At 69.8% G+C, this 22,661-nt stretch carries 18 protein-coding genes; 13 read left to right on the top strand and 5 right to left on the bottom strand.

From position 1 onward, the window contains the following. The first annotated feature begins 200 nt into the window (after positions 1-200). The 6 genes from AB0959_RS24860 to AB0959_RS24835 all read left to right on the top strand — a co-directional run bounded on the left by AB0959_RS24860 (position 201) and on the right by AB0959_RS24835 (position 9,394). Entirely contained in the window at positions 201-1,001 is an 801-nt protein-coding gene (locus AB0959_RS24860; RefSeq protein ID WP_366828717.1) for a PspA/IM30 family protein, read from the top strand. Between the two features lie 39 nt (positions 1,002-1,040). Then, entirely contained in the window at positions 1,041-1,325 is a 285-nt protein-coding gene (locus AB0959_RS24855) for a hypothetical protein (RefSeq protein WP_366828716.1), read from the top strand. 331 nt (positions 1,326-1,656) lie between these two features. Next, positions 1,657-2,886 carry a sensor histidine kinase gene (locus AB0959_RS24850; RefSeq protein ID WP_366828715.1) on the top strand — a complete coding sequence of 410 codons (1,230 nt, stop codon included), beginning with the start codon at positions 1,657-1,659 and terminating at the stop codon, positions 2,884-2,886. A 58-nt stretch (positions 2,887-2,944) separates the two neighbouring features. Then, positions 2,945-3,628, top strand: a complete 684-nt coding sequence (locus AB0959_RS24845) for a response regulator transcription factor (RefSeq protein ID WP_366828714.1) — start codon at positions 2,945-2,947, stop codon at positions 3,626-3,628. A gap of 202 nt (positions 3,629-3,830) precedes the next feature. After that, positions 3,831-6,974 (top strand): efflux RND transporter permease subunit, encoded by a 3,144-nt coding sequence (locus AB0959_RS24840; RefSeq protein ID WP_366828713.1) that lies wholly within the window; start codon positions 3,831-3,833, stop codon positions 6,972-6,974. 122 nt (positions 6,975-7,096) lie between these two features. Beyond that, positions 7,097-9,394 (top strand): protein kinase, encoded by a 2,298-nt coding sequence (locus AB0959_RS24835; protein WP_366828712.1) that lies wholly within the window; start codon positions 7,097-7,099, stop codon positions 9,392-9,394. A gap of 30 nt (positions 9,395-9,424) precedes the next feature. Here AB0959_RS24835 and nadA read toward each other — a convergent pair whose 3' ends face one another. Then, the gene (gene nadA, locus AB0959_RS24830; protein WP_366828711.1) at positions 9,425-10,609 is read right to left on the bottom strand and encodes a quinolinate synthase NadA; all 1,185 of its coding nucleotides are present in this window, start codon (positions 10,607-10,609) and stop codon (positions 9,425-9,427) included. 340 nt (positions 10,610-10,949) lie between these two features. Between nadA and AB0959_RS24825 the strand changes: the two genes are divergently transcribed. Continuing rightward, positions 10,950-11,306, top strand: a complete 357-nt coding sequence (locus AB0959_RS24825) for an iron-sulfur cluster assembly accessory protein (RefSeq protein ID WP_366828710.1) — start codon at positions 10,950-10,952, stop codon at positions 11,304-11,306. A 172-nt stretch (positions 11,307-11,478) separates the two neighbouring features. Here AB0959_RS24825 and AB0959_RS24820 read toward each other — a convergent pair whose 3' ends face one another. Together AB0959_RS24820 and AB0959_RS24815 are read right to left on the bottom strand one after the other, a co-directional pair. After that, positions 11,479-13,401 (bottom strand): hypothetical protein, encoded by a 1,923-nt coding sequence (locus AB0959_RS24820; RefSeq protein ID WP_366828708.1) that lies wholly within the window; start codon positions 13,399-13,401, stop codon positions 11,479-11,481. Between the two features lie 216 nt (positions 13,402-13,617). Next, positions 13,618-13,836 (bottom strand): hypothetical protein, encoded by a 219-nt coding sequence (locus tag AB0959_RS24815; protein ID WP_366828707.1) that lies wholly within the window; start codon positions 13,834-13,836, stop codon positions 13,618-13,620. A gap of 144 nt (positions 13,837-13,980) precedes the next feature. Between AB0959_RS24815 and AB0959_RS24810 the strand changes: the two genes are divergently transcribed. Then, complete coding sequence (locus tag AB0959_RS24810; RefSeq protein ID WP_366828706.1) at positions 13,981-14,955, top strand: carbohydrate kinase family protein; 975 nt, start codon at positions 13,981-13,983, stop codon at positions 14,953-14,955. A gap of 156 nt (positions 14,956-15,111) precedes the next feature. On the opposite strand, the gene AB0959_RS24805 is transcribed toward AB0959_RS24810, so the two are convergent. Beyond that, positions 15,112-16,494 carry an aminotransferase class V-fold PLP-dependent enzyme gene (locus AB0959_RS24805; RefSeq protein ID WP_366828705.1) on the bottom strand — a complete coding sequence of 461 codons (1,383 nt, stop codon included), beginning with the start codon at positions 16,492-16,494 and terminating at the stop codon, positions 15,112-15,114. Positions 16,495-16,881: 387 nt separating this feature from the next. On the opposite strand from AB0959_RS24805, the gene coxB reads away from it, so the two are divergent. From coxB to AB0959_RS24785, 4 genes are all read left to right on the top strand, one after another. Then, on the top strand, positions 16,882-17,808 hold the full coding sequence (gene coxB / locus AB0959_RS24800; RefSeq protein WP_366828747.1) for a cytochrome c oxidase subunit II: 927 nt from the start codon (positions 16,882-16,884) through the stop codon (positions 17,806-17,808). Then, positions 17,805-19,541, top strand: coding sequence for a cytochrome c oxidase subunit I (ctaD, locus tag AB0959_RS24795; RefSeq protein WP_366828704.1), 1,737 nt, complete (start codon positions 17,805-17,807; stop codon positions 19,539-19,541). The genes coxB and ctaD overlap by 4 nt, the downstream gene beginning before the upstream one ends. Then, positions 19,538-19,936: a cytochrome c oxidase subunit 4 gene (locus tag AB0959_RS24790; RefSeq protein ID WP_366828703.1), complete on the top strand. Its 399-nt coding sequence runs from the start codon at positions 19,538-19,540 to the stop codon at positions 19,934-19,936. The genes ctaD and AB0959_RS24790 overlap by 4 nt, the downstream gene beginning before the upstream one ends. Before the next feature lie 130 nt (positions 19,937-20,066). Next, positions 20,067-21,305 carry an Ig-like domain-containing protein gene (locus AB0959_RS24785; RefSeq protein WP_366828702.1) on the top strand — a complete coding sequence of 413 codons (1,239 nt, stop codon included), beginning with the start codon at positions 20,067-20,069 and terminating at the stop codon, positions 21,303-21,305. A gap of 143 nt (positions 21,306-21,448) precedes the next feature. Here the strand turns inward: AB0959_RS24785 and AB0959_RS24780 are convergent, their stop codons facing one another. Continuing rightward, the gene (locus tag AB0959_RS24780) at positions 21,449-21,847 is read right to left on the bottom strand and encodes a hypothetical protein (RefSeq protein WP_366828701.1); all 399 of its coding nucleotides are present in this window, start codon (positions 21,845-21,847) and stop codon (positions 21,449-21,451) included. Between the two features lie 145 nt (positions 21,848-21,992). Here AB0959_RS24780 and AB0959_RS24775 point away from each other — a divergent pair, with 145 nt between their 5' ends. Further along, positions 21,993-22,613: a heme-copper oxidase subunit III gene (locus AB0959_RS24775; protein ID WP_366828700.1), complete on the top strand. Its 621-nt coding sequence runs from the start codon at positions 21,993-21,995 to the stop codon at positions 22,611-22,613. The last annotated feature ends 48 nt before the right edge of the window (positions 22,614-22,661 follow it).

The following is a 22,661-nucleotide window of genomic DNA, read 5'->3' as shown; positions in this document are numbered from 1 at the left end:
GCTGAGGAATTCCGGGGCCCGTCCCGTACACAACCCCGGGAGGCACCTACTCCCTACGCCGGAGCAGTGCCGTACGCAGTCGTCCTTGGGGATGAGCGCATCCGTCCCCGAACAGTGCGGTAATGGATGCAGGGCCCGTACTGTGGGTTCTGTCGCAGACCTGTGAGCTGGAGTCCGTCAGAAGGGGGCGCGCGAAGCCCATGAGCGGTGTCATGAAGCGTATGGGGATGATCTTCCGCGCGAAGGCGAACAAGGCCCTTGACCGGGCCGAGGACCCGCGCGAAACCCTCGATTACTCGTATCAGAAGCAACTGGAGCTGCTCCAGAAGGTGCGCCGCGGTGTCGCGGACGTCGCGACCTCGCGCAAGCGCCTGGAACTTCAGCTGAACCAGCTCCAGTCCCAGTCGTCCAAGCTGGAGGACCAGGGCCGCAAGGCGCTCGCGCTGGGTCGCGAGGACCTGGCCCGTGAGGCGCTCTCGCGCCGTGCGGCGCTCCAGCAGCAGGTGACGGACCTGGAGACGCAGCACACGACGTTGCAGGGCGAGGAGGAGAAGCTCACCCTGGCGGCCCAGCGGCTCCAGGCCAAGGTGGACGCCTTCCGCACCAAGAAGGAGACCATCAAGGCGACGTACACGGCGGCCCAGGCGCAGACCCGGATCGGCGAGGCCTTCTCCGGCATCTCCGAGGAGATGGGCGACGTCGGACTGGCCATCCAGCGGGCCGAGGACAAGACGGCCCAGCTCCAGGCGCGGGCGGGCGCCATCGACGAGCTGCTCGCCTCGGGCGCCCTCGACGACCCCTCCGGCATGGCCAAGGACGACATCCAGGCCGAGCTGGACCGGCTGTCCGGTGGTACGGATGTAGAGCTGGAGCTGCAGCGCATGAAGGCGGAGCTGGCGGGAGGCTCGTCCTCGCAGCAGGCGATCGAGGGCGGCGCGGACAACACCTCCCAGCAGTCGCAGTCCCAGCAGCAGGACACCCCACGCTTCGACAAGCAGTGACCGGCTGACGGTCCGCGTCCCACGCCTGAGGAGGGCGACATGATCGTACGGATCATGGGGGAGGGGCAGGTGAGGCTGGACGACAGCCACCTCACCGAACTGAACAGGCTCGACGACGAACTGCTCGTGGAGATGGAGAGCGGCGACGGCCCCGGCTTCCGCCGCACCCTCCACTCGCTCCTGGACAAGGTCCGCGAACTGGGCACGCCGCTGCCGGACGACACCCTTGAGCCCTCCGGTCTCATCCTCCCGGCCGCCGACGCGACCCTGGACCAGGTCCGCGACCTCCTGAGCGACGACGGCCTGATCCCGGGCGCGACCTGACCCGACCCCGGCGTCCTTCGCCCCCGCCGCCCCTACCCGTCCCTTCCCCGGGGCTCCGCCCCGGACCCCGCTCCTCAATCGCCGGAGGGGCTGGATGGTGCGGGGTGGCGCTGAATTTTCCCGGCCGGGGCTGGTCTTCAGGGCCGCGGGGAACTGCGGCTTTTTAGGGGCGCGGGGAAGTGCGCGCCTTTCAGGGCCGCGGGGGACGGCCCGGTCTTTCAGGGGCGCGGGGAACTGCGCGACCAGCCACACTCAACCCGCACCAACCCACCCATCCCCAACACCCCCGTACCTGTTCCGCCCCCGGCAGGGCCCCGTACCGTGTGAAACCGTGAGCACCCTCCTCCACGCCCGCCACTGGCTGAAAACGCACCCCTTGGCGCTGGACGCGGCCCTGGCGGCCGCCGTGCTGGTCTGCATGCTGGCCGGTTCGTTCGTCGACCCGAACGCCGACCACGGGGCGAAGTGGGGCGCCCGCACCCCGGACGCCCTCGGCGTCACCCTGATGACACTGAGCGCGACCGCCCTCGTCCTGCGCCGCCGCGCCCCCAGGACCGTACTGGCGGTCACGGCCGGCTTCACCCTCCTGGAGCTCGTGAACGGCGATCCCCGCGCCCCGGTCGCGATGTCCGCCGTAGTCGCCCTCTATACGGTCGCCTCCACCACCGACCGCCCCACCACCTGGCGCGTCGGCCTGCTCACCATGACCACCCTGACGGGCACCGCCATGCTCGCCGGCCCCCTGCCCTGGTACGAGCAGGAGAACCTCGGCATCTTCGCCTGGACCGGCATGGCCGCCGCCGCCGGAGACGCCGTACGCAGCCGCCGCGCCTTCGTCCACGCCATCAGGGAACGCGCCGAACGCGCCGAACGCACCCGCGAGGAGGAGGCCCGCCGCCGGGTCGCCGAGGAACGCCTGCGCATCGCCCGCGACCTGCACGACGTGGTCGCCCATCACATCGCCCTCGTCAACGTCCAGGCCGGGGTCGCCGCCCACGTCATGGACAAGCGGCCCGACCAGGCGAAAGAGGCCCTCGCCCACGTCCGCGAGGCCAGCCGTTCAGCGCTCAACGAGCTCCGCGCCACGGTCGGCCTGCTGCGGCAGTCGGGAGACCCCGAGGCCCCCACCGAGCCCGCCCCCGGGCTGAACCGGCTCGACGAACTCGCCGCCACCTTCCGCAACGCGGGACTGCCCGTCGAGGTCGCCCGTGCCGACCACGGCACCGCCCTCCCGGCCGCCGTCGACCTCGCCGCGTACCGGGTGATCCAGGAGGCCCTCACCAACGTCCAGAAACACGCGGGGCCCGAAGCGAAGGCCGAGGTCAGCGTCGTACGTGTGGGACCGAACATCGAGGTCACCGTGCTCGACAACGGCGGCGGAGAACACACCGCCCCCGAGGACGACGACGGCCGTGGCGGCCACGGACTGCTCGGGATGCGCGAACGCGTCACCGCCCTCGGCGGCAGTTGCACCGCGGGCCCCCGCTACGGAGGCGGCTTCCGCGTGCATGCGATCCTTCCGGTCAGCAGTCGTACCGCCCCGGCCGAGGACACCGCGTGACCGCCGCGGGCGGGCCCGTACGACCGACCCAGCTGTGACCGACCGGGGGGAACACCGCATGACCATCCGCGTCCTGCTCGCCGACGACCAGGCGCTCCTGCGCAGCGCCTTCCGTGTGCTCGTCGACTCCGAGCCGGACATGGAGGTCGTGGGGGAGGCCTCGGACGGGGCGGAGGCCGTGGAACTCGCCCGCGGTGAGCGGGCGGACGTGGTGCTGATGGACATCCGCATGCCGGGCACCGACGGGCTCGCCGCCACCCGGCTCATCACCGCAGACCCCGCGCTCGCCCACGTCCGCGTGGTCATGCTGACGACGTTCGAGGTCGACGAGTACGTGGTGCAGTCGCTGCGCGCCGGGGCCTCCGGCTTCCTCGGCAAGGGCTCGGAGCCCGAGGAGCTGCTCAACGCCATCCGGGTCGCGGCGAGCGGCGAGGCACTGCTGTCGCCGGCCGCCACGAAGGGGCTCATCGCCAGGTTCCTCGCCCAGGGCGACGCAGACGACGACGGGCGCGACCCCGCCCGCTCCGAGCGCCTCGGCTCCCTGACCGGCCGGGAACGCGAGGTCCTCGTCCAGGTCGCGGGCGGGCACTCCAACGACGAGATCGCCGAACGGCTCGAGGTGAGCCCGCTGACCGTGAAGACGCACGTCAACCGGGCCATGGCCAAGCTCGGCGCCCGCGACCGGGCCCAACTCGTGGTGATCGCGTACGAGTCCGGACTCGTACGCCCAAGGGTGGAGTGACCTCAACCCGGGTGTACTGCGGCCGGAGTATGCGCCGTATAAGGAAATGGACCTGGGGCCTACAAGTGGGGGCTCTGCCATGGCTCAGGGTGTAAGGGCGGGTGCTCACATGTGCAGCACAGGCACCCGTGTGCTTCACCCCGCGGCAAGCGTTCCGCGGGCACGCCCGCTTCTGCCGCTCCCAGAAGAGAGACCCTGACCCATGTCCTGGCTGTCCCGATTCAGCCTCGCACAACGGGCCTTGATCGGCCTGATGTCGATCATCGCGCTCGCCTTCGGGGCGATCGCGATACCCCAGCTCAAGCAGCAGCTGCTGCCCACCATCGAACTTCCCATGGTGTCCGTCCTCGCGCCCTACCAGGGCGCCTCGCCCGACGTGGTCGAGAAGCAGGTCGTCGAACCCATCGAGGACAGCCTGGAAGCCGTCGACGGCATCACGGGCGTCACCTCCACGGCCAGTGAGGGCAACGCCCTGATCATGGCCTCCTTCGACTACGGCCAGGGCACCGACCAGCTGGTCGCCAATGTCCAGCAGGCCGTGAACCGGGCCCGCGTCCAGCTCCCGGACGACGTCGACCCTCAGGTCGTCGCCGGTTCGACGGACGACATCCCGACCGTCGTCCTCGCCGTCAGCTCCGGCTCCGGCCAGGACCAGCAGGCCCTCGCCGACAAGCTCGACCGGACCGTCGTACCCGACCTCAAGGCCATCGACGGCGTCGGCCAGGTGACGGTCGACGGCGTACGGGACCTGCAGGTCACCGTCACGCCCGACGACAAGAAGCTCGCTCAGGCCGGCATCACGTCGGCCGCGCTCGGCCAGGCCCTCCAGGCGGGCGGCGCGACCGTCCCGGCCGGCTCGTTCGACGAGGACGGCGCCAACCACACCGTCCAGGTCGGCGGCGGCTACACCTCGCTGAAGCAGATCGAGGACCTGATGGTCACCGGTCAGGGGGCGCCCGGCGGTGCCGCGACCGGCGGTGCGAAGAAGCCCGTGCGCCTCGGTGACGTCGCCACCGTCAAGGAGCAGGAGGCCCGCGCCGACTCCATCACGCGGACCGACGGCAAGCCGAGCCTCGCCGTGAGCGTCACGATGGACCGCGACGGCAGCGCGGTCGCCATCTCGGACGCCGTCGAGGACGCGCTGCCCGGCATGCGCAAGGACCTCGGCTCGGGGACGACGATCACCGTCGTCAGCGACCAGGGCCCGGCGGTCGCCAAGTCCATCGAGGGCCTGACGACCGAGGGCGCTCTGGGCCTCGTCTTCGCGGTCCTCGTCATCCTGGTCTTCCTCGCGTCGATCCGCTCGACGCTGGTGACGGCCGTGAGCATCCCGCTCTCCGTCGTCCTGGCCCTGATCGTCCTGTGGACCCGCGACCTCTCCCTGAACATGCTCACGCTCGGCGCGCTCACCATCGCCATCGGCCGGGTCGTCGACGACTCGATCGTGGTCCTGGAGAACATCAAGCGCCACCTCGGCTACGGCGAGGAGCGCCAGGAGGCGATCCTCAAGGCGGTACGCGAGGTCGCGGGCGCGGTCACGTCCTCGACGCTCACCACGGTCGCGGTCTTCCTCCCGATCGGCCTGACCGGCGGCATGGTGGGCGAGCTGTTCGGCTCGTTCTCCCTGACGGTGACGGCGGCTCTCCTCGCCTCCCTCGTGGTGTCGCTGACGGTCGTCCCGGTGCTGTCGTACTGGTTCCTGCGCGCCCCGAAGGGCACGCCCGAGGACGCCGAGGAGGCCCGCCGCAAGGCCGAGGAGAAGGAGGCGAAGAGCCGGCTCCAGCGCCTCTACGTCCCTGTCCTGCGCTTCGCGACCCGCCGCCGTCTGACGAGCGTGGCGATCGCCGTGGTGGTCCTGATCGGCACCTTCGCCATGACCCCGCTGCTCAAGACGAACTTCTTCGACCAGGGCGAGCAGGAAGTCCTCAACGTCAAGCAGGAGTTGAAGCCGGGCACCAGCCTGGCGGCGACGGACGTGGCGGCGAAGAAGGTCGAGAAGATGCTCTCGGGCATCGACGGCGTCAAGGACTACCAGGTCACCATCGGCTCGTCCGGCTTCTTGGCGGCCTTCGGCGGCGGTACGGACACCAACCAGGCGTCGTACACGGTCATGCTGGAGGACTCGGCCTCGGCCGAGGCCGTCCAGGACCGTATCGAGAAGGGACTCGGGGAGCTCTCCGGCATCGGTACGACGACGATCGCGGCCGGCGACGGCTTCGGCAACCAGGACCTGAGCGTGGTCGTGAAGGCCGCCGACGGCGACGTGCTGCGCAAGGCAGCGGACGAGGTCCGTGACGAGGTCGCCAAGCTCGACGACGTCACCGACGTCACGAGCGACCTGGCGACGAGCGTGCCACGGATCTCCGTGAGGGCCAACGACAAGGCGGCCGCGGCCGGCTTCGACGACACCACGCTCGGCGCGGCCGTCGCCCAGGCGGTGCGCGGCACCACGAGCGGCCGGGCGATCCTGGACGACACGGAGCGGGACATCGTGGTGAAGTCGGCGAAGCCGGCGGACACCATGGACGAGCTGAAGGCCCTCCGCCTCGGTCCCGTGAAGCTGGGCGACATCGCGGACGTGAAGCTGGTCGACGGCCCGGTCTCCATGACCCGCATCGACGGTCAGCGCGCGGCCACCATCACGGCCAAGCCGACCGGTGACAACACGGGTGCGGTGAGCACGCAGCTCACCTCCAAGCTGAACGCGCTGAAGCTTCCGGAGGGTGCCACGGCCGAGATCGGCGGTGTCTCGCAGGACCAGGACGACGCGTTCGCGAACCTGGGTCTGGCGATGCTGGCGGCGATCGCGATCGTGTTCATGCTGCTGGTCGCGACGTTCCGCTCCCTCGTGCAGCCGCTGATCCTGCTGGTCTCCATCCCGTTCGCGGCGACCGGCGCACTCGGACTGCTGGTCGCCACGGGTACCCCGATGGGTGTCCCCGCGATGATCGGCATGCTGATGCTGATCGGCATCGTGGTGACGAACGCGATCGTCCTGATCGACCTCATCAACCAGTACCGCAAGCAGGGTTACGGCGTCGTCGAGGCTGTCGTCGAGGGCGGCCGCCACCGGCTGCGCCCGATCCTGATGACGGCCCTGGCGACGATCTTCGCCCTGCTCCCGATGGCGCTCGGCGTCACCGGCGAGGGCGGCTTCATCGCGCAGCCGCTGGCGGTGGTCGTGATCGGTGGCCTGATCACGTCCACCCTGCTGACCCTTCTCCTGGTCCCGACCCTCTACGCCATGATCGAGCTCCGCAAGGAGCGCCGGGCGAAGAAGCGCGCGGGGAAGAAGACGGCGAAGACGGGCACGCCGGTGCAGGAGCCGGAGCCCGCGGGCGTCTGACGTCCTGATCCACGTCCTGATCCACGGCGGCCGGTTACCGAACCTCTCGGTACCCGGCCGTTCGGCATTCCGGTTCCGTATTGTGTGGCGCGAACTGATCTACGCGGAAGGAAGTTCGGGCGGTGCCACTGCGCGGTGAGGACCCGAGGTCCGTCGGCGGGTACAAGCTGGTCGACCGGCTCGGGGCCGGGGGTATGGGAATCGTCTACCGGGGCAGATCGCGCTCCGGCCGCGAGGTCGCCGTCAAGGTCGTGCACGCCCAGTACGCCGAGGACGCCGTCTTCCGGGCCCGGTTCCGGCAGGAGATCGAGGCCGTCCGCCGGGTGAGCGGCGCCTTCACCGCGCCGGTCGTGGACGCCGACCCGGAGGCGGCACGGCCCTGGATGGCGACCCAGTACGTGGCCGGCCGCTCCCTCGCCGAACGGATCCGCGAGGGGGGCCCGCTGCGGGGCGCCGAACTGCGGCGGCTGGCGCTGGGGTTGGTCGAGGCGCTGCGGGACATCCACCGGGCGGGGGTCGTGCACCGCGATCTGAAGCCGGCCAACGTCCTGATGGCCGAGGACGGCCCGCGGGTCATCGACTTCGACATATCCAGGGCGGTGGAGAACGGCAACACCCTGACCGAGACCGGCCAGATGATCGGCACCCCGCCCTTCATGTCCCCGGAGCAGTTCACCGACCCGCGCGCGGTCGCCTCGTCCTCGGACGTCTTCTCGCTCGGGGCGCTGCTGGGCTTCGCGGTGATCGGGCGCGGCCCCTTCGACGCCGAGAGCCCCTACATGACGGCGTACGGGGTGGTCCACAACCAGCCCGCCCTCGACGGCGTACCGCAGCCACTGCTCGGCATCCTGGAGCGCTGCCTGGCCAAGAAGGCCGCGGACCGGCCCGAACTCGACGAGCTGGCACGGGAGTTCGCCGACCTGCCGGCGCCGGGGGAGGACGAACCGTCCACCGTGACGCTGCGCGCGGCCGATCTGCCGCTCGTGGAGCCGACCCATCCCGGTGACCTCGCCGGCCCGACGGCCGCCGATCATCCCGTCCGCCGTGGCGGCCGTATCCGCCGTGTCAGCCGTATCCCCCGTAAGGATCGGTTCCCCGCCCGCCGTGGTCGCGGGCGCCCTGTGCTGGCCGCCACCGCCGTGGTCGGCGCGGTGGGCCTGGGGCTGCTCTGGTACCTACGGTTCGGGCCGGGATTCGCGGATCCCCAGCCCGCGGGCTCCTCCGCGGCCGCGGCCTCCCGTTGGGCGGCGGTCCCCACCGGCTGGGAGCCCTGGCAGACGACGGCGCTCAAGCCGGCACCGCGCGGCGAGGTCGATCCACTGGGGAAGGCGAGCGGCGACTCGGGCGACGCCACCTGCCGGAGGTACGAGGACGCGGTCTACTGCGCGGGCAGCAACATCCTTCCCGTACGGCTGGACGGCCGTACCGGCAAGACCGTCTGGCGTGCCTCCCTCGCGTCCGCCCACTCCGGCGAGAGAGCGCTGAACGCCTTCACGATCCTCGGCGCGCGGGACGGCGCGGTGCTCGTCCGGCAGGTCGTCTACCCGGACAACGGCGCGAACGGCACGGTCAGCATCGTCGCCCTCGACGCGCAGAGCGGCACGCGGCTGTGGGTCCGCAAGGTGAACGACACGAGCGTCGACCTGACCCTGTCCGGCGACCTCGTGCTGACCACCGACGCCGGCGGCCGGCTGGTGACGGCCCGCTCCCCGCGCACCGGCACCGACCGTTGGACCAAGCAGCTGCCCGCCGGCGACTACTGCCAGTTCCTGACGGTCGGCTCCGGCCTGTACCAGCACTGCTTCCCGGACGACGAGAACCGGGACGCCGAGCTCCTGGAGCTGAAGCGGACCGACGGGTCGGTGATCCGGCGTCTGAAGACCCCGAACGCGAGCGGTCTGCTCGGCGCCGTCGACGACCGCCTGGCCTTCGTGGTCGGGGGCGACACCGGCCCGATGCGCCCCGAGGACCTGACGTTCGGCAAGATCCTGCTGGCCGACCCGGACACCGGCGCCGGCACCACGACGAAGCTGGCGAAGACCTACGAGGGCTCGGTGACGCTGGCCGCCGACACCCTGTGGATCGCCGGGGCCGACGGCCAGGTGACCGCCGTGTCCCCGCTGACCGGCAAACAGCTGTGGCAGACCCGGACCAGCGTCGAGGGCTCCGGCCAACCCACCTACGACGCCCGCACCCGCACCCTGTACCTGGCCAGCCCCAGCGGCCGGGTCGCGGCCCTCGACGCACGCAAGGGCACGCTGCTGTGGGAGACGGGCACACACGCCGAGCGGCTCGCGACCAGCGACACGATCAAGTCCGAGGTGCTGCCGTACGGCGGCGCGCTGATCGTGAACACCCCCGACGGCACCGTCGTCAGCCTCGACCCCGCCCACCCCGACCGGAAGTCCGCGTCGGGGTGACGGCGGGGCGGGACGAGGGCTGAGGAAGGACTACGGCAGGGCGAGCATCCGCTCCAACGCCAGCTTCGCGAACGCCTCGGTCTCCTGGTCGACCTCGATGCGGTTGACCAGGTTGCCCTCGGCCAGCGACTCCAGCGCCCAGACCAGGTGGGGCAGGTCGATGCGGTTCATGGTCGAGCAGAAGCAGACCGTCTTGTCCAGGAAGACGATCTCCTTGCCCTCGGGCGCGAAACGGTTCGCGAGGCGCCGCACGAGGTTCAGCTCCGTGCCGATGGCCCACTTGGAGCCCGCCGGGGCCGCCTCCAGGGCCTTGATGATGTACTCCGTCGAACCGACGTAGTCCGCCGCGGCCACGACCTCGTGCCTGCACTCCGGGTGGACGAGGACGTTCACGCCCGGGATGCGCTCGCGTACGTCGTTCACCGAGTCCAGCGAGAAGCGGCCGTGCACCGAGCAGTGGCCGCGCCACAGGATCATCTTCGCGTCACGCAGCTGCTCCGCCGTCAGCCCGCCGTTCGGCTTGTGCGGGTTGTAGACGACACAGTCCTCCAGGGACATCCCCATGTCGCGGACAGCGGTGTTGCGGCCCAGGTGCTGGTCCGGCAGGAACAGCACCTTCTCGCCCTGCTGGAAGGCCCACTCCAGGGCCCGCTCGGCGTTCGAGGACGTGCAGATCGTGCCGCCGTGCTTCCCGGTGAACGCCTTGATGTCCGCCGAGGAGTTCATGTACGAGACGGGCACCACCTGCTCGGCGATCCCCGCCTCCGTCAGCACGTCCCAGCACTCGGCGACCTGCTCGGCCGTCGCCATGTCGGCCATGGAACAGCCGGCGGCCAGGTCGGGGAGGACCACCTTCTGGGCGTCGGACGTCAGGATGTCCGCCGACTCCGCCATGAAGTGCACACCGCAGAACACGATGTACTCCGCCTCCGGGCGCGCCGCCGCGTCCCGGGCCAGCTTGAAGGAGTCGCCCGTGACGTCCGCGAACTGAATGACCTCGTCGCGCTGGTAGTGGTGGCCGAGCACGAACACCTTGTCCCCGAGCTTCGCCTTGGCCGCGCGGGCGCGCTCCACCAGGTCGGGGTCGGACGGGGAGGGCAGGTCGCCGGGGCACTCGACACCGCGCTCGCTCCTGGGGTCGGCCTCACGGCCGAGCAGCAGCAGGGCGAGGGGCGTCGGAGTTACGTCGAGCTCCTGGGTCTGGGCGGTGGTCACGACACGCACCCTTTCTGTTCTGCGGCTCGCCGGTCCGGGAATCCGGACCGGCGGGACATGCGGGACACCGTTGACGGCTTTTCGTCGAATTGACGTTATCTATGATAACTGCTTCACGTCACTTTGACGATGGCCATAGCGTCGATGTGACGTGAATCCCGGCGGCCGCTGACGAGTGATCGCCGCGACGCCCCGTCCACAGGGCGATCCCCGTTCCACGGCCCATGTGCGAGCATGAAGAGAGCGGCGAAAGGAAAACCGCCCGGCCCGGAATGAATCCGCGGCCCTGCCGGTTGGACACGTCGCCAAGCAGTCTCCGTACAACCCGGGAGAGATGTAGATGTCCGTATCGGACGAGTCCACCACCGTCACCGACGGCATCATCCTGTCCGACGCCGCCGCGGCGAAGGTCAAGGCCCTGCTCGACCAGGAAGGCCGTGACGATCTGGCGCTGCGCGTCGCCGTTCAGCCCGGCGGCTGCTCCGGCCTGCGCTACCAGCTCTTCTTCGACGAGCGTTCCCTCGACGGCGATGTCGTCAAGGACTTCGGCGGGGTCAAGGTCGTCACCGACCGCATGAGCGCCCCGTACCTGGGCGGCGCCTCCATCGACTTCGTCGACACCATCGAGAAGCAGGGCTTCACGATCGACAACCCGAACGCCACGGGTTCCTGCGCCTGCGGCGACTCCTTCAACTGAGCCGCCCACCCGTTCGGCGCACACCGCGCGTACCAGCGCACACGAAGGCGGCGCCCCCTCCGAGGGGGACGCCGCCTTCGCCTACGCAATCCGTAATCCGCGATCCGTAATCGGTGCCGGTGCCGGTGCCGGTGCCGGTGCCGATGCCGATGTCGGTGCCGATGCCGGTGAACTACTGGGCGCTCGGGACCCGGTCGGCGAGGCTCCCCTTCGGGACCTCCTTGCCGTTCGTGCCCACGACCTCCCGGTCGCCGAGCGGCTTGTCCAGCTGGACCGTGCGCTCCATGGCCTTCGCGATCATGATGCAGACCTCGTCAGACGGCTTGTCGGTCACCGTGACCGTCACCTCGCCGTTCTTCTCGTCCGCCGAGGCCGAGTACTCATCGCACACCCCACCCCAGAAGCTCACGGTCAGCTCCTTGCCCTGCGCCGTGTAGCCCTCGACCTTGACGTCGCGCTTCTTCGGCGCCGAACCCGATGGCTCACCCGGAGACGGGTTGACCGACGGCGGCTCGGGCGTGGTCAGGTAGGCGGGGTCGACGGCCGGCTGCGTCACGGTGAAGCTCGCGCCGGCCCCCTCCGGCCGCACCTGGAACAGCCAGGACGGCACCAGCACCGACTTCCCCTCCGAGAAGCGCGCGGCCAGCCCGAAGACGGCGTCCTCGACGGCGACCGACCGCGACGCCGGAGCCGCGGTCGACGATCCGCACGGCGCCTCGTCCTTGTCCTTCAGCGGTACGGGACTGGGGCAGCCACCGGGACCCTTGCGCCCGTCGCCGGTTCCCTGACCCTGACCCGTCCCGTTCATCAGGTCCAGCGCCTTGTCCGCGCCGGTCACGGGGTACGTGTCCCCCTTGTCCGGCGCCTTCACGTTGCCGCTTCCGCCGGCCACCCGGCCGTCGGCGCCGACCTGGATGCCGGTGGTCCAGCCGTACGTGGGCAGCCCGCCGATCTCGGGATCGGCGTTGACCGTCCTGACGGCGCCCGAGACCTGGGTGGCGTCCAGCTTGGCCGCGTCCTGGCCGAGGGCCTTCAGTACAGGCGCGGCCGCCTTCTTCGCCACGGCCTCGCTGGCCGGGTCGCCCCCGGCCGCGCTGCCCGAGGCGCAGACGTCGGCCTTCCGGCAGTTGTCCGCGCCGGGCGTGTACCGGCTGAAGGTCCAGGTGCCCGGTGCGTCCTTGTTCACCTGGAGGCTCGGTCCGGAACCGTCCTTCGTGCCACCCACCTTCCAGGTGCCGCCCTGCATCGCGGGCGTTCCCTCGACGCCGAGCGCCTTCGCGAGCCGGGCCACCTCGGCCGAGGTCACCTCGCCGGCCGACCGGTACACGGGCGCGGAGTCCGGGCCGTCGGGCAGGTCGCCGCCGGCGCGGTAGGTCACGCCGTTGGGGTCGGGCTCGCCGGGGGCGATCCCGTTCGTACCGCCCTCGGTGGAGCCGTCGAGGGCCAGTGGCGGGGGAGTGCCGTCGGCTGCCGGGGCGCCCGAGTCGCTGCCACCGGAGTCGCTGGTGGCGCTCGTGGCGAGGTAGGCCCCGCCACCTCCGACGAGCAGCACCGCGGCCGCCACCGAGGCGACGAGCACGGAGGAGCGCCCACGCCCGGCCTTGCGCTCCTCGGCGCCCCCGACGGTCCGGGTACTCACGTCCGTGTCGGGGTGGGGAGCGGCTTCGGGAGGCGAGGACTTCTCGGGGCCCTGGGGGCTCGCGGCGTCGTCGGTACCGGCCGCGCGTTCGGCGCCCGCGACAGGCTCGGCGCTCTCGTCACTGCCAGCGGCGCCCTCGGTGCTCGCGGCACTGCCAGTGGCGCTCTCGGCATGCTCGGCGCTCGCGGCGCTATCGGCGGTGCTCGCGGCACTCCCGGCGCTCTCGGCATGCTCGGCGCTCGCGGCACTCTCAGCGGCACTCCCGGCGCTCTCGGCATGCTCGGCGCTCGCGGCACTCTCAGCGGCGCTCTCGGCGCTGTTGGCACCCTCGGTGCTCGCGGCACCCTCGGCGCGCTCGGCCCCCACGCCGCTCTCGGCGTCCTCGGCCGACGGGGTGGCGTCGGCCGGATCGGTCGCGTCGGGTGCCGCGTCGTTGTCGGGTCGCTCGGTGCTCACCGCATCGCTCCTTCAGCTCCACAGCTGTCCCTGGTGACCCGGTCCTGCCAGGAGGGAGGGGCACGGAAGGGTCGTATACCGGATCCCCTTTACGGGGGACAGCGATGGGACGCGGCGGGGGAGCGCGCGGTTCCCCGTTCAGGCGCCCTCTTGGTCATCCTCTTGGTCATCGAGTGGCTGCGAGGGCACCTCACGGGTTTGGCCGCAGTGGCCGAATCAGTCGCCGTAGTCGGACATCGCGTCCACGAGACGGGCCGACGCCGGAGGCACCTTCACACCGTGGATGCGTGACGGGGACACGGGGAGGGCAACGATCCGGTCGGGGGCCGCCCAGTGCGGCACCATCCGGGCGCAGTCGCCGCGCAGCGCCGCCAGACCGCCTTCCGGGTCGAGCGGAGCGTAACTGTGGACCTTCAGGTCCTGGTGGTTCGTCATAACGGAACCGTATGCACCGCCGAAGCCGCGGAAAAAGCCCTACTATCGGGTAGTTTTTCCTGCCCCGGTGCTGTTTCAGCCCGGGAGGAGGACCCGATAGCGTGAACTGTCAATCCCCTCCCGTCGCAGGAGCGTGTCCTAGCCGTGCGTATCGCAGTCACCGGCTCCATCGCCAACGACCACCTCATGACGTTCCCCGGCCGGTTCGCGGACCAACTGGTCGCGGATCAGCTGCACACGGTCTCCCTCTCCTTCCTGGTCGACAAGCTCGACGTCCGCAGGGGAGGAGTCGGCGCGAACATCGCCTTCGGCATGGGTCAGCTGGGCACGAAGCCGATCCTCGTCGGCGCGGCCGGCCAGGACTTCGACGAGTACCGCGCGTGGCTGGACCGGCACGGCGTCGACACGGACTCCGTGCGCATCTCCGAGACGCTGCACACGGCCCGCTTCGTGTGCACCACGGACGCCGACCACAACCAGATCGGCTCCTTCTACACCGGCGCCATGAGCGAGGCCCGCCTCATCGAGCTGAAGACGGTCGCGGACCGCGTCGGCGGCCTCGACCTCGTCTCGATCGGCGCGGACGACCCCGAGGCGATGCTGCGGCACACCGAGGAGTGCCGCTCCCGGGGCATCTCCTTCGCCGCCGACTTCTCCCAGCAGATCGCGCGCATGGACGGCGAGGAGATCCGCATACTGCTGGACGGCGCGACGTACCTCTTCTCCAACGAGTACGAGAAGGGGCTCATCGAGTCCAAGACGGGCTGGACCGACGCCGAGATCCTCTCCCGGGTCGGCCACCGCGTGACCACCCTCGGCGCGCAGGGCGTGCGGGTCGAGCGGGCCGGCGAGGCGCCGATCGAGGTCGGCTGCCCGGACGAGGAGCGCAAGGCCGACCCGACGGGTGTGGGCGACGCCTTCCGCGCGGGCTTCCTCTCCGGACTCGCCTGGGGTGTCTCCCTGGAGCGCGCGGCCCAGGTCGGCTGCATGCTCGCCACACTCGTCATCGAGACGGTCGGCACCCAGGAGTACCAGCTGCGCCGCGCCCACTTCATGGAGCGCTTCACCAAGGCGTACGGGGACGCTGCCGCTGAGGAGGTTCAGGTTCACCTGAGCTGAGCTGGGTGCGACCATTCATCTGCCCCGGCGGATCCGTTGTCGACTTGCGGTCCGTCGGGGCTGGTCGCTCCCCCACTCTCGGCTTCGCTCGAGCGGGGGGACCCCCATCGCGGCGGAGCCGCTGTCGATACAGCCCCGCGCCCCTTGAGGGGCGCGTCAGGTCACCCGGCGGACCACGTACGCCGTTCCTCGCTCCGCCGGCTCCTCACCCACGTACTCCTGCCCGCGCATCTCGCACCAGGCCGGGATGTCCAGCCGCGCGGCCTCGTCGTCCGACAGCACGCGGACCGTGCCGCCCACCGGGACGTCCCCGATGACCTTGGCGAGCTCGATGACGGGGATCGGGCAGCGCTTGCCGAGCGAGTCCACGACGAGGGCGTCCTCCCGCACGGCCGCCGCGGGGGCCGCGGGCGAGGCGCCCAGCTTGTCGCGGACCCCCGACACCGCACCCGGCAGGATGTCGAGGAACCGCTCGACGTCCTCCTCCAAGGTGCCCGGCGGCAGCGAGACCCGCACGTTGCCTTCGCTCAGCACCCCCATGGCCCTGAGTACATGGCTGGGCGTCAGCGTGCTGCTCGTACAGGACGAACCGGACGAGACGGAGAAACCGGCCCGGTCCAGCTCGTGCAGCAAGGTCTCTCCGTCGACATAGAGACAGGAGAAGGTGACCACACCCGGCAGCCGGCGCACCGGGTCCCCCACCACCTCCACGTCCGGCACCGACGCCGGCACCCGCGCCCGGATCCGCTCGGTCAACTCCCGCAGCCGTACCGCCTCCTGGGCCGCCTCGGCCCGCACGGCCCGCAGGGAGGCCGCCGCCGCCACGATCGCGGGGATGTTCTCGAACCCGGCCGACCGCCCCGACTCCCGCTCGTCCACGGGACCCTGGGGCGCGAACCGCACCCCCTTCCGGACGGCGAGCAGTCCGACACCCGGCGGCCCACCCCACTTGTGGGCACTCGCCGTCAACAGGGACCAGTCACCCTCCACCGGACCCCACGCCAGCGACTGCGCCGCGTCGACCAGCAGCGGCACCCCGGCGTCCCGGCACACCGACGCGACCTCGGCCACCGGCTGCTCCGTACCCACCTCATGGTTGGCCGACTGGAGGCAGGCCAGGGCGGTGTCGGACCGCAGGGCGGCGGCGTACGCCTCCGGCGCCACCGCACCCGCGCGATCCACGGCCACCCGCGTCACGGTCCCGCCCCCGGCCTCGTGCGCCTCCGCGGAGTGCAACACGGAAGAATGCTCGACGGCGGACACGATCAGGTGAGCCCCGGCGCGCCGCCGCCCCGCCAGCGCCCCCGCGATCCCGGAGTGCACGGCCCGCGTACCCGAAGCGGTGAACACCAACTCGTCCGGCCGGCACCCCGCAGCCTCGGCCGCCGCCTCCCGCGCGGCATCCAGCAGCAACCGGGCCCGCCGCCCCTCCCGATAGAGACGAGCGGGATCGGCCCACCCCTCATCGAGAGAGGCCTGAAGCGCCTGCCGCGCAACGGGATGAAGAGGAGCAGCGGAAGCAGCGTCGAAGTAAGCCACACAGCAACGCTAATTCCTCCGGCTGGCTGCAGCGCCCCCGCAAGGGGCGAGGGGCTGTGTCGATATGCGGCTCCGCCGCGTGGGCGCGAGAAACCACGAACAACCCGCACCGCCAAAACAGCGAACCCCCCGAGCTCTCAGGCGCCCAGTGCGACCCGCCACGCGTTAGGCACACCCTCCCCGCAGACCGCCGGACGGCGTCCAGTAGGGTTTGGTCCGCATAAACATCAAACCCCTGCCCGACGCAGGGCGGCGACCGGACCAGCGAGAAGGCCGCAGCCAACAGCGCGGGCGAGACTCTCGGGAAGGCGCTACGTGAGTCCCAACGGCTCCGACCTCCCCCGCGGCCTGAAGGGCGCGGGTGGTACCCCCACGTCGCGGCGCCCGATGCGGCGGAAGCTGCTGCAGGCACTGACTGCGGGCCTGGTCCTGGCGACAGCCACCGGTTGCTCGTACAACTGGGAAGACTTCCCCCGCCTTGGTATGCCCACCCCGACCACGGAAGAGGCTCCGCGGATCCTCTCCCTGTGGCAGGGGTCCTGGGCGGCTGCGCTCGCCGTCGGCGTGCTGGTGTGGGGCCTGATCCTGTGGAGCGCCATGTTCCACCGGCGCAGCCGCACCAAGGTCGAGGTTCCCCCGCAGACCCGGTACAACATGCCCATCGAGGCGCTGTACACGGTTGTCCCGCTCATCATCGTCTCGGTGCTGTTCTATTTCACGGCCCGCGACGAGTCGGAGCTCCTGAGTACCTCCAAGAAGCCGGACGTCACGGTCAACGTGGTCGGCTTCCAGTGGAGCTGGTGCTTCAACACCATCGCGGACGTCCCCGGTTCCACCGGTGACGCGAAGACCGACAAGAACCTGGACGCGATCCCGCAGAAGTGGAAGGACCAGTTCCCCGCGAACGCGGGCGGCGTCTACAACTGCGGTACCCCCGGTGAGAAGAACCCGCAGACCGGCAACCCCGGACCGACCCTCTGGCTCCCCAAGGGCAAGACGGTCCGCTTCATCCTCACCTCGCGGGACGTCATCCACTCCTTCTGGGTGGTGCCGTTCCTCATGAAGCAGGACGTCATCCCGGGCCACACCAATGTCTTCCAGGTGACCCCCAACCGTGAGGGCACCTTCCTGGGCAAGTGCGCCGAACTCTGCGGCGTCGACCACTCTCGGATGCTCTTCAACGTGAAGGTCGTCTCTCCCGAGCGCTACGAGGAGCACCTCAAGAAGCTCGCGGAGAACGGTCAGACCGGTTACGTCCCCTCCGGTATTGAGCAGACGAGCAACGAGAAGAACCGGGAGACGACCCAACTGTGAGCATCCTCAACGAACCTCAGGGTGCCGCCGCCGAAGACTCGTACGAGAACGAGATTCCCGTACGGCGCAGGCAGCCCGGCAACGTCGTGGTGAAGTGGCTGACCACGACGGACCACAAGACGATCGGCACCATGTATCTGGTGACGTCGTTCGCGTTCTTCTGCATCGGCGGCGTCATGGCGCTCTTCATGCGCGCCGAGCTGGCCCGTCCCGGCACGCAGCTGATGTCGAACGAGCAGTTCAACCAGGCGTTCACGATGCACGGCACGATCATGCTGCTGATGTTCGCGACGCCGCTGTTCGCCGGCTTCACGAACTGGATCATGCCGCTGCAGATCGGCGCGCCGGACGTGGCCTTCCCCCGGCTGAACATGTTCGCCTACTGGCTGTACCTGTTCGGCTCGCTCATCGCGGTGGGTGGCTTCCTCACCCCGCAGGGCGCGGCCGACTTCGGCTGGTTCGCCTACAGCCCGCTCTCGGACGCGGTCCGCTCGCCGGGCATCGGCGCCGACATGTGGATCATGGGTCTGGCCTTCTCCGGCTTCGGCACCATCCTCGGCGCGGTCAACTTCATCACCACGATCATCTGCATGCGCGCACCCGGTATGACCATGTTCCGCATGCCGATCTTCGTGTGGAACGTGCTGCTGACCGCGGTCCTGGTCCTGCTCGCCTTCCCCGTCCTCGCGGCGGCGCTGTTCGCCCTGGAGGCGGACCGCAAGTTCGGAGCCCACGTCTTCGACGCGGCCAACGGCGGAGCCTTGCTATGGCAACACCTCTTCTGGTTCTTCGGCCATCCAGAGGTGTACATCATCGCGTTGCCGTTCTTCGGCATCATCAGTGAGGTCATCCCGGTCTTCTCCCGCAAGCCGATGTTCGGCTACATGGGCCTGATCGGCGCGACCATCGCCATCGCGGGTCTGTCGGTGACGGTGTGGGCGCACCACATGTACGTCACCGGCGGTGTGCTGCTGCCGTTCTTCTCCTTCATGACCTTCCTGATCGCGGTGCCCACCGGTGTGAAGTTCTTCAACTGGATCGGCACCATGTGGAAGGGCTCGCTGTCCTTCGAGACACCGATGCTCTGGGCCGTCGGCTTCTTGATCACCTTCACCTTCGGTGGTCTGACCGGCGTCATCCTGGCCTCGCCCCCGATGGACTTCCACGTCTCCGACTCGTACTTCGTGGTGGCGCACTTCCACTACGTGGTGTTCGGCACCGTCGTCTTCGCGATGTTCTCCGGCTTCCACTTCTGGTGGCCGAAGTGGACGGGCAAGATGCTGGACGAGCGGCTCGGCAAGATCACGTTCTGGACCCTGTTCGTCGGGTTCCACGGCACGTTCCTCGTCCAGCACTGGCTGGGCGCCGAGGGCATGCCGCGTCGTTACGCGGACTACCTCGCGGCCGACGGCTTCACCGCGCTGAACACGATCTCGACGATCAGCTCCTTCGTGCTGGGCCTGTCGATCCTGCCGTTCTTCTACAACGTCTGGAAGACCGCCAAGTACGGCAAGAAGGTCGAGGTCGACGACCCGTGGGGTTACGGCCGCTCGCTGGAGTGGGCGACCTCGTGCCCGCCGCCGCGGCACAACTTCGTCACCCTGCCGCGGATCCGCTCCGAATCCCCGGCGTTCGACCTGCACCACCCCGAGATCGCCGCGCTCGAACAGCTCGGCCACGGCGGCCCGGCTTCCGGTGAGCTCGCGGGCAGCGGCAAGGAGGCCGGTAAGTGAAGATCCAGGGCAAGATGTTCATCTGGCTGAGCGTCTTCGTCCTCGCCATGGCGATCGTCTATGGCGTGTGGTCGAAGGAGCCGGCCGGCACCACGGCGCTCTTCCTCGCCTTCGGCCTGTGCATCATGATCGGCTACTACCTGGCCTTCACGGCCCGGCGGGTCGACGCGGGCGCGCAGGACAACAAGGAGGCCGATGTCGCGGACGACGCCGGCGAGGTGGGCTTCTTCAGCCCGCACAGCTGGCAGCCGCTCGCCCTCGGCGTCGGTGGCGCGCTCGCCTTCATGGGCGTCGTCTTCGGCTGGTGGCTGCTGTACTTCTCGGCCCCGATCATCATGATCGGCCTGTGGGGCTGGGTCTTCGAGTACTACCGTGGTGAGAACCAGAACCAGTAACACGGCTTGAGCGACAAGGGAGCCCGGACACTCCGCGAGGAGGCCCGGGCTCCCTCGTTTGCCACGCCGAATTCCCCCGTACGGCCCACTCACCGCGCCGCCGCCGGGGCGCGTTCCTAGCGTGAGGGCCATGAGCCACACTCCGCGAAACCGCACGGTCGCCCGGCGCTACCTGCCGGCGCTCACCCTCGGCATAGCCGTCGCCGCCTGCTCGGGCGGCAACCCGCTCTCCGCCGATCCGTACGACGCGGCGGACCAGATCTCGGTCAAGGCACCCACCGGCGAGGGCCGGAAGGCCGACCCCGACAAACCCCTGGAGATAACGGCCGACGACGACGGGCGAATAACCGACGTCACGGCCGTGGACGCGACGGGACGCTACGTCGCGGGCGAACTCTCCGCCGACGGCAGGCGCTGGCACAGCACCTCCCCGCTGGCCGCGAGCGCCCACTACACGGTCCGTGTGAGCACCGAGGACGAGGACGGTGCCCCCGGCCGCAAGGTCCTCACCCTCAGCACCGGCAGACCCACCACCAAGAAGCGGCTGAACGTCACCTTCGGCCCCAGAGCGGGCACGTACGGCGTCGGCCAGCCCGTCACCGCCGAACTCAGCGCCCCCGTCAAGGACAGCGCCTCACGGGCCGTCGTGGAACGCGCCCTGAAGGTCGACTCGACGCCCGCCGTCAAGGGCGCCTGGTACTGGGTGGACGACAAGAAGCTCCACTTCCGCCCCGAGGAGTACTGGCCCGCCCACGCCACGATCCAGGTCCGCAGCAACCTGAACGGCATCAAGATCGGTGACCGCCTCTGGGGCGGCCGGGCCAAGCCCCTGAAGCTCAGCACGGCCGACAACGTCGTCGCCGTCACGGACGCCTCCGCCCACCAGATGACCGTCTACAAGAACGGCGAGGTCATCAAGGAGATCCCGGTGACCACGGGCATGCCCGGCTACGAGACCCGCAACGGCGTCAAGGTCATCCTGGCCAAGGAAGGCACCGTTCGGATGACCAGCGCCAGCATCGGCGCCTCGGACTTCTACGACCTGGTCGTGCACAACTCGGTCAGGGTCACCACCAGCGGTGAGTACGTCCACGCCGCCCCCTGGTCCACCGGATCCCAGGGCTACGCCAACGTCAGCCACGGCTGCACCGGCATGAGCAACGCGAACGCGCAGTGGTTCTACGACACCGTGCGCGAGGGAGACATCGTCCAGGTCGTCAACTCGAACGGTGACACGATGGCCCCCTTCGGCAACGGCTACGGCGACTGGAACCTGCCCTGGGACAAGTGGCAGACCGGCAGCGCCCTGATGGCCGGCACCCCGGCCCACCACGACGAGAGCCCCCGCCTGACCCCGCAGTCCACCTGACGGGAAGCCTCCTCCCCGCGCCCCGAAAGGGGCGCGGGGAGGCTTTCAGGGGCGCGGGGCTGTGTACATATGCGGCTCCGCCGCGTGGGCGCGACCAGCCACACACAACCCGCAGCCGCCCTACAACAACCCCGCCCGAGCTCTCAGGCGCTCAACGCATGGCGCCGCAGCAAAGAAGCCAGCGCACCCGCGAACTCCACCGGCTCAACCGGCAGCGTCACCGCCGCGTCCGCCCGACTCCACGTCGCCAGCCACGCGTCCTGAGGCCGCCCGATCAACAACAGTACAGGCGGACAGTTGAAGATCTCGTCCTTGATCTGACGGCACACCCCCATACCCCCCATGGGCACGGCCTCACCGTCCAGGACACAGACATCGATCCCACCCTTGTCCAGCTCCCGGATCACGGCAGCGGGGGTGGCACACTCCACGAACTCCACCAAGGGGGCATCGGGAGCCGGCCGCCGGCCCGTGGCCAACCGCACCTGTTCGCGGGTGTTGGAGTCGTCGCTGTAGACCAGCACCGTGGCGGTCGGCTGCATTCTTCCTCCGGGACGTCAGCGTCGTACGGACAAGCACCGTTGCGCGGATGCTACCCCCATGAACACCACGTCAACAGCGGTTCGCACACCCCGGACACTCCGAACGGGACCCCCCGGAGTGAGGGCGGGATAAGCGACCGACATAATGTCGGTCGTGGCGACAGCAACGACAGTAGATACCGGGCACGCGCACCCGTCGGTCAACCGGCCGAACCTCACCAGCGTCGGAACCATCATCTGGTTGAGTTCCGAGCTGATGTTCTTCGCGGCCCTCTTCGCGATGTACTTCACCCTGCGATCGGTGAGCGGGGCCGATTTCTGGCATGAGAAGGCCAGTTCCCTGAACCTGCCGTTCTCGGCGACGAACACCACGATCCTGGTGCTCTCCTCGCTCACCTGCCAGCTCGGCGTGTTCGCCGCCGAGCGCGGGGACGTGAAGAAGCTCCGGATGTGGTTCATCGTGACCTTCATCATGGGTGCGATCTTCATCGGCGGTCAGGTCTTCGAGTACACGGAGCTGGTCAAGCACGAGGGCCTCTCGCTCTCGTCCGACGCGTACGGCTCGGTGTTCTACCTGACCACCGGCTTCCACGGCCTGCACGTGACGGGCGGTCTCATCGCCTTCTTGCTGGTCCTCGGCCGTACCTATGCGGCCCGGAGGTTCACCCACGAGCAGGCGACCGCCGCCATCGTCGTGTCCTACTACTGGCACTTCGTCGATGTCGTCTGGATCGGCCTTTTCGCCACGATCTACTTGATCAAGTAATCGGGCTGCCGACCGCGGCGGACCCATCGGCCGCGGGCCACAACCGAT

It is taken from the genome of Streptomyces sp. NPDC046862 (assembly GCF_040704615.1).
Taxonomy (GTDB): Bacteria; Actinomycetota; Actinomycetes; order Streptomycetales; family Streptomycetaceae; genus Streptomyces.
Note: the sequence above shows the minus strand (reverse complement) of the source record. Positions and strands in the feature narration are given on the sequence as shown.

Coding starts and splice junctions, on each gene's coding strand:
- AB0959_RS24860 (WP_366828717.1), top strand. CDS start 201: ATGAGCGGTGTCATGAAGCGTATGGGGATGATCTTCCGCGCGAAGGCG.
- AB0959_RS24855 (WP_366828716.1), top strand. CDS start 1,041: ATGATCGTACGGATCATGGGGGAGGGGCAGGTGAGGCTGGACGACAGC.
- AB0959_RS24845 (WP_366828714.1), top strand. CDS start 2,945: ATGACCATCCGCGTCCTGCTCGCCGACGACCAGGCGCTCCTGCGCAGC.
- AB0959_RS24840 (WP_366828713.1), top strand. CDS start 3,831: ATGTCCTGGCTGTCCCGATTCAGCCTCGCACAACGGGCCTTGATCGGC.
- AB0959_RS24825 (WP_366828710.1), top strand. CDS start 10,950: ATGTCCGTATCGGACGAGTCCACCACCGTCACCGACGGCATCATCCTG.
- AB0959_RS24815 (WP_366828707.1), bottom strand. CDS start 13,836: ATGACGAACCACCAGGACCTGAAGGTCCACAGTTACGCTCCGCTCGAC.
- coxB (WP_366828747.1), top strand. CDS start 16,882: ATGCGGCGGAAGCTGCTGCAGGCACTGACTGCGGGCCTGGTCCTGGCG.
- AB0959_RS24785 (WP_366828702.1), top strand. CDS start 20,067: ATGAGCCACACTCCGCGAAACCGCACGGTCGCCCGGCGCTACCTGCCG.
- AB0959_RS24780 (WP_366828701.1), bottom strand. CDS start 21,847: ATGCAGCCGACCGCCACGGTGCTGGTCTACAGCGACGACTCCAACACC.
- AB0959_RS24775 (WP_366828700.1), top strand. CDS start 21,993: ATGTCGGTCGTGGCGACAGCAACGACAGTAGATACCGGGCACGCGCAC.